We start from the raw sequence: 5,779 nt of genomic DNA, 5'->3' as shown, positions 1-5,779 counted from the left end.
AGAAAGTAACTTAGACCAGTGTTGATCATTCAGCATTGTACGAGGCATAGCGAGAAGTAAATTTGGTTTGGCGATTAAATTTTACTTTCTCGCTATTTTTTTGAACAGAAAATGTCAACAGACCCTAGAATAAATAAAATAAATTATAAGGATTATTATTAGTATCAAGTATTTTTTCATTCTTTCATCCGTAGATTCAAATACCAAGTGCAACGCATTTTTAGCTATTAATCCTAAAGCTTTCCTAAAATTAACATAATACACGTTATACGAAACTGAAAAATTAATTATATCAACTTGATTTTTATGTATTTTTAAAAATTTAAAGCCTAGACCTGAGTCTAGGCTTTTTTGATTTCGTATAACAGCCTATTATATTAAATAGGTCAATTACTAATGCTCTTTCTTTAAGTAAGGTTGTGGCTCTTTAAATCTAGGATCTATAAGTTTTTTCATTTCTTTTTGTTTTTCTTTTTCAATAGCCTCAATTTTAGTAGCTTCTAAATATTCATCACTTTTAATTTCTTCGGCAAGTAACCCAATATATAAAGCATTAGCTTTTTCTATTGATCCTTCCGATTTAGAGAGGGCCATAGCCCACAGGCCAGGTCGTTTATTGCCAGTTGAGAACTCAGTAAGAGCTAATTCATAGAATATTTGCTCATTTTTTTTATGGAGTATAATCTTTTCCTTAATTTTCTTAAAAATCATTGGATTATTTCCTTAAATATTATCTTAAATATTATCTTAAATATATATTCTCATAGAATATTTTGACATGCTCTAACTGAATCAAAAAATATTTTTTATCGCCTTTTTAAGAGACATTAATTTTAAATTTTTCTAAAATTAACATAATACACCTTATACGAAGTTAAAAATGGGAGCTATAGGCCCCCATTTTTATTGTTAAACATTGAATCCTATATGTTTTCCTGTTGGAAGCTCTACATCAATACGGAGCTTTCCACCCATTGCTTCAACATACTTTTTCATGGTTGAAATCTTTAAATCATTGCCACGATTTTCAATTGCTGAAAGCGATGGCTGTTTTATTCCCAAAGTTTCAGCAAGCTCTTTTTGAGAAATTTCGAGTTCTTCACGAATAAGATGAAGCTGATTTTCTAGCAGTAATTCATCTGCCATTTTTTGAATACGGGCTTGGCTCTCTGGAGAGCGGCTAGCTAACAATTCTTGCAGAGTCTTAGCCATTAGATTTATCTCCTAGGGTGGTGAGATGAAGTTGGTATTGTTCATCTGCAATATCAAGCATGTCTTGGTAAAAACGCTTTTTACCGCCTTTATCAGCAATACATAGAACAATAGCCTGTCGTAAGGGATCAAATGCGAAGAAAGCTCTTAAGGGCCTACCGCGATGTTGAACACGCAGTTCTTTCATATTGGTAAATTTAGACTCATACACAGTATCTACTAAAGGACGGCCTAAACTCGGTCCCTGCTGCTGTAGAACAACCAGGGCAGCTAGGACCTTCTCTTGTGTCGATTCATCTTGCTGTTCAAGCCACTGATTAAATAGATCTGTCGTAATGACTGTCCACATACTACAACCAAAATATAGATTATAGTCTATATTTTAGGGGTATTATGCTTGTTTTGCAAATGAGAAAAGATAGGCAATAAAAAACCCCAGCATCCTGCCGGGGTTTCTCATATTGGGTTGCTAGGTATGACTCCTGTCTTACCTCACGCTCCTGGTGCGATCTTTCTTATTCTTGTTGTTTGGAACATCCTGTTCTCTATGACTTCATCATAGGAAAATTCACCTATCCTGGATAGCCGCAAAGGGCCGAGTTTTATGTGAGCCAAAGCGTACAAAATAGCCTAAATTTCATCCACAGTAATTGGGGATAGTTTTCGCCCTGGAAGAGCTGAGAACATTGGGAAAATGCCAAAATTGAGCATTTTTTAGACGATTTTATTGGCGAAAGATTACAAATCTGCTTAAAAAACACACGAGTTGTTAAAACGTGTGTTTTTTGATCTTGAAGGTTGTGTGTTTTTTGTCTTAAACCTTTGATAAATAATATTATTTAAAATCGCATTTCGTATAACGCCCATTATGTTAAATGGGAGGGAGGGAGCAAAATAAGTTAACATTTTGCTTCCGGCCACATTAAGCTAGAGTTTTATTTAAATAAAGCTATTTAGTAATCATTAAATTAATTAAAATCTAAATCTAACACCAGCTCCATATAACCAACCTTTCTCAGAGTTTGATTCTATTTGCCACGACGTTTCATCATTACCTTTTGAATACTCATAGGCAATGTCGATATACGGCATGATCTTTTTACTGATTTCATAGCGAGTTTCAAGCCCTGCGGTTGCACTGCTTAAACCAGTTTTTTTCGCATATTTAGAGTCATCACTAAAGATCGCATCCAACTCTAAATAAGTTTGAATAATCAACTTTTGCGTAATCAGAAAATCACGTTCCGTTTCTAGACTAAAACCCGCATAACTGTCTTCTCCTGCATAGAGATAAGCATCAGTTTCAAAGAAATATGGTGCCATACCATGTAAGCCAATCACTGCATCAACATTTTCTTCGGTGTCTTTGCGATGATCATCGAGTTCAACTTTTTCACTGCGATAACGTGCACCAATCTGTGCATCCCAAAAGTCTGAAATCATACGGCTATATAAAAGTTTGGCATCATAATGTGCATCATGCGATTCTTCTTTATCGGCATGAACTTTAATAAAAACCTTATTTTCATCTGTGCCAATACGGGTTTCAAACTCTGACTTTAAACCGCCTGTGCCATCTTCATTGACAAACCACTTATTATCCACCGTCGTAATCGCATAAATTTGCGCACCGTGTTCTGAGCGATGATCATAATGCGAACTCTGCTGAGTATTCGCATCTGGTACATGATGTAAATGATTAACCGTAGATGTTGCCTGATGTTGTGCATGATTCATCTGACCATGGTTCATTTTCCCCATCATCTGCATGTGTTGTGCATGCTCTTGTGCAGAATGTTGTGAATGATTCATCTCAGACATGGCTTGATGATTCATTGATGGCATATTTTTCCCATTATTCTGAGTAGTTGAATGATGCCCTTCGTGCGCCACACTTAAGGTCGTTAAACTCAATACCGCAACAGAAAAAATCGCTTTCAATACAAAATTAGTGATGTGCATGTTCAGCTCCTTTTTGCTCAGTTACTTGTTGAGTTTGAGTCGAATTTGTACCTTGAATTGGCATTGTAGATACTTGTTCATCGCTAACATTCGCCACGATTAACTTGTTCATCATCCCCGCACTCATGTGATACAACAAATGACAATGGATTGCCCATTCACCCAATTCATCCGCAGTTAATAAAGCCGTAACTGTTTTACCCGGTGGTACGATCAATGTGTGTTTATTTGGCATATCTACCGACTCTTGACCATTCTCCAACTGCATAAACATACCGTGTAAATGCATCGGGTGCGCCATCATACTGTCATTAATAAATTTGATACGGATACGCTCGCCATATTTCACTTTTAACGGCTCAGCATCACTAAATTTTTTACCGTTAATGGTCCAAATATAACGTTCCATAGTACCGCCCAAACGCACGACCAATTCACTGCTGGCTTCACGAGTATCTTTTTGCGGCTCTAATGATTTTAAATCGCTATATTGCAAGGCTTTATTACCTGCAGGTGTAGAGGCATTTGCCCAACCATAAACCACTTGATCATTTTTTTGCGGTTTTACTGCGCTATGCTGTGAATGATCCGTGCCTTTCATATCGCCATGGTTCATTTTCGAATGATCCATTCCTGAATGATCACCACCACCATGTCCCATATCTTCCATAGTCGGTTTTACTGCGCTATGCTGTGAATGATCCGTGCCTTTCATATCGCCATGGTTCATTTTCGAATGATCCATTCCTGAATGATCACCACCACCATGTCCCATATCTTCCATAGTCAAAAGCGAGCGTGGACGTGGCTGAGGCATATGAATGCCGTGTGTCACAGGATTTAGTTCATTGTGTAGCGTACCAATCGCATAACCTGAACGGTCAATTGACTCAGCTTCAATTTGATAATGTCCACCTTTTGGCTCCACAATCACATCATAAGTTTCAGCCGTACCAATACGGAATTCATCTACAGAAATGGGTTTCACAGGCTGACCATCAGCACTAACCACAGTCATTTTCAAGTTAGGAATACGGACATCGTAGAAAGACATCGCAGATGCATTCACAAAACGTAGGCGAATTTTTTCATTCGGTTTAAACATTCCTGTCCAATTTTGTTCAGGTGTTTTGCCATTAATGAGGAAGGTATAACCTGTAACATCCGACATGTCGGTTTTTAGCATACGCATCTGATTCCACATTTTGCGGTCAGACCATGTCGCTTTTATGCCATCACGTTTAACCTGCTTCCAAACATCACCCAAGGTTTCACGCTGATCTTGATAATATTCAGCTGAAATTTTAAGATCTTTCTGAATTTGATCACTGGTTTTTTCATGAAAATCTGACAACATCACCACATAGTCACGTTCAGCTTTTTCATGTGCTGCCAATGGTGTTTTACCTTTTGGATAAATCACAAAAGAACCATATAAGCCGTCTTGTTCCTGTCCTTTAGAATGAGCGTGATACCAATAAGTCCCGCTTTGGCGAATCTTGAATTTATAAACATACTCGCTTTGAGGCTTAATACCGTTAAAACCATTAAATCCTGGTACACCATCCATAATGCCCGGCAACAACAGTCCGTGCCAATGAATAGAAGAATCTTGGTTTTTTAAATTATTTTTCACGCGAATGATGGCTTCATCACCCTCTTCAAACTCAAGCAAAGGCGCAGGAAATTGACCATTTACGGTAATGCGCTTTACAGGCTTTCCAGTTGGGCTGACCACTGCTTCATCAATAACAAGCTGATATTCACGCACTTCGGCAAAAACCAAAGGCGACGATGCAAAACAAATACCTGCTAATAGGTACGAACTAATTTTATGAGACATAACTTAACCTTAATTTTTGAAAAATAAATAAATTTTAAAAAAAATTGGTTAAGTTTTAGGAGGACGTGAAATTTCTTGCCAATACCCATTTAGATATTGGTTGAGGTAATAAAAATTAGGCTGATCTATAGAATAGAAGGTATCTAGGGGATCTAGCGAGCTTTGCAAAGAATGAAGACATGAGATCTGTGTCTGGCAGGATAAGCTAGAACATTCCTGACACTTTTTGTGATCTATATTCTGATTAATAGCTAAATGATTATGGCAATCGGTATTCGTCTGTACTTCGTGATTAATAGCTAAATGATTATGGCAATCGGTATTCGTCTGTACTTCGTGATTAATACCATGTTGAGTGACTTGCTGTGCTTGATCTAAACAATGATCTTGGCTCATTTCAGTTTGCATATTGATATGCATTATCTTTACTGATGCAACAGACACACTACTCCATCCTATGGCAAAAACCATAAGAAAACAAAACCAAAGTTTTTTGGAGAGATGAGTCAACACGAATGCTATCTAGGAATAGAATTTAATCCAATATATCTTAACGGAATTTCAACTATTTACAACTCAATATAATTTAGTAGTTTCTCTAAAATTAACATAATACACCTTATACGAAACGTGTTTGTTAGAACCCATTTAAAGTGTCTATATTCTCACCAATAAAAATGTCTGGTTTATGATGGTTTTTATCACCATGGACTGGATATAAAATATAGATGCTGATCACTATGTCTGACAAAGAAATTCAAC

At 36.9% G+C, this 5,779-nt stretch carries 5 protein-coding genes; all 5 read right to left on the bottom strand.

Annotated features, from left to right (window positions below):
• Positions 1-393 precede the first annotated feature (393 nt).
• Positions 394-711: a hypothetical protein gene (locus FTU45_RS14840; RefSeq protein ID WP_159516741.1), complete on the bottom strand. Its 318-nt coding sequence runs from the start codon at positions 709-711 to the stop codon at positions 394-396.
• A gap of 198 nt (positions 712-909) precedes the next feature.
• The gene (locus FTU45_RS14835; RefSeq protein WP_001140620.1) at positions 910-1,212 is read right to left on the bottom strand and encodes a helix-turn-helix domain-containing protein; all 303 of its coding nucleotides are present in this window, start codon (positions 1,210-1,212) and stop codon (positions 910-912) included.
• Positions 1,205-1,561: a type II toxin-antitoxin system RelE/ParE family toxin gene (locus tag FTU45_RS14830; RefSeq protein WP_159516740.1), complete on the bottom strand. Its 357-nt coding sequence runs from the start codon at positions 1,559-1,561 to the stop codon at positions 1,205-1,207. Before FTU45_RS14830 ends, FTU45_RS14835 begins: the two co-directional genes overlap by 8 nt.
• A gap of 623 nt (positions 1,562-2,184) precedes the next feature.
• The gene (locus tag FTU45_RS14825; RefSeq protein WP_005093385.1) at positions 2,185-3,174 is read right to left on the bottom strand and encodes a copper resistance protein B; all 990 of its coding nucleotides are present in this window, start codon (positions 3,172-3,174) and stop codon (positions 2,185-2,187) included.
• A complete protein-coding gene (locus FTU45_RS14820) occupies positions 3,161-5,017 on the bottom strand; it encodes a copper resistance system multicopper oxidase (RefSeq protein WP_159138998.1) in 1,857 nt (618 codons plus the stop codon). The genes FTU45_RS14825 and FTU45_RS14820 overlap by 14 nt, the downstream gene beginning before the upstream one ends.
• Between the last annotated feature and the right edge of the window lie 762 nt (positions 5,018-5,779).

It is taken from the genome of Acinetobacter sp. YH12106 (genome assembly GCF_013418995.1).
Taxonomy (GTDB): Bacteria; Pseudomonadota; Gammaproteobacteria; order Pseudomonadales; family Moraxellaceae; genus Acinetobacter; species Acinetobacter pseudolwoffii.
The sequence above is the reverse complement of the archived record's forward strand: the minus strand, read 5'-3'. Positions and strand labels throughout refer to the sequence as shown.

What these genes read in the sequence shown, in the direction of transcription:
- FTU45_RS14830 (WP_159516740.1), bottom strand. Translation starts at nt 1,561, where the DNA reads ATGTGGACAGTCATTACGACAGATCTATTTAATCAGTGGCTTGAACAG.
- FTU45_RS14820 (WP_159138998.1), bottom strand. Translation starts at nt 5,017, where the DNA reads ATGTCTCATAAAATTAGTTCGTACCTATTAGCAGGTATTTGTTTTGCA.
- FTU45_RS14835 (WP_001140620.1), bottom strand. Translation starts at nt 1,212, where the DNA reads ATGGCTAAGACTCTGCAAGAATTGTTAGCTAGCCGCTCTCCAGAGAGC.
- FTU45_RS14825 (WP_005093385.1), bottom strand. Translation starts at nt 3,174, where the DNA reads ATGCACATCACTAATTTTGTATTGAAAGCGATTTTTTCTGTTGCGGTA.
- FTU45_RS14840 (WP_159516741.1), bottom strand. Translation starts at nt 711, where the DNA reads ATGATTTTTAAGAAAATTAAGGAAAAGATTATACTCCATAAAAAAAAT.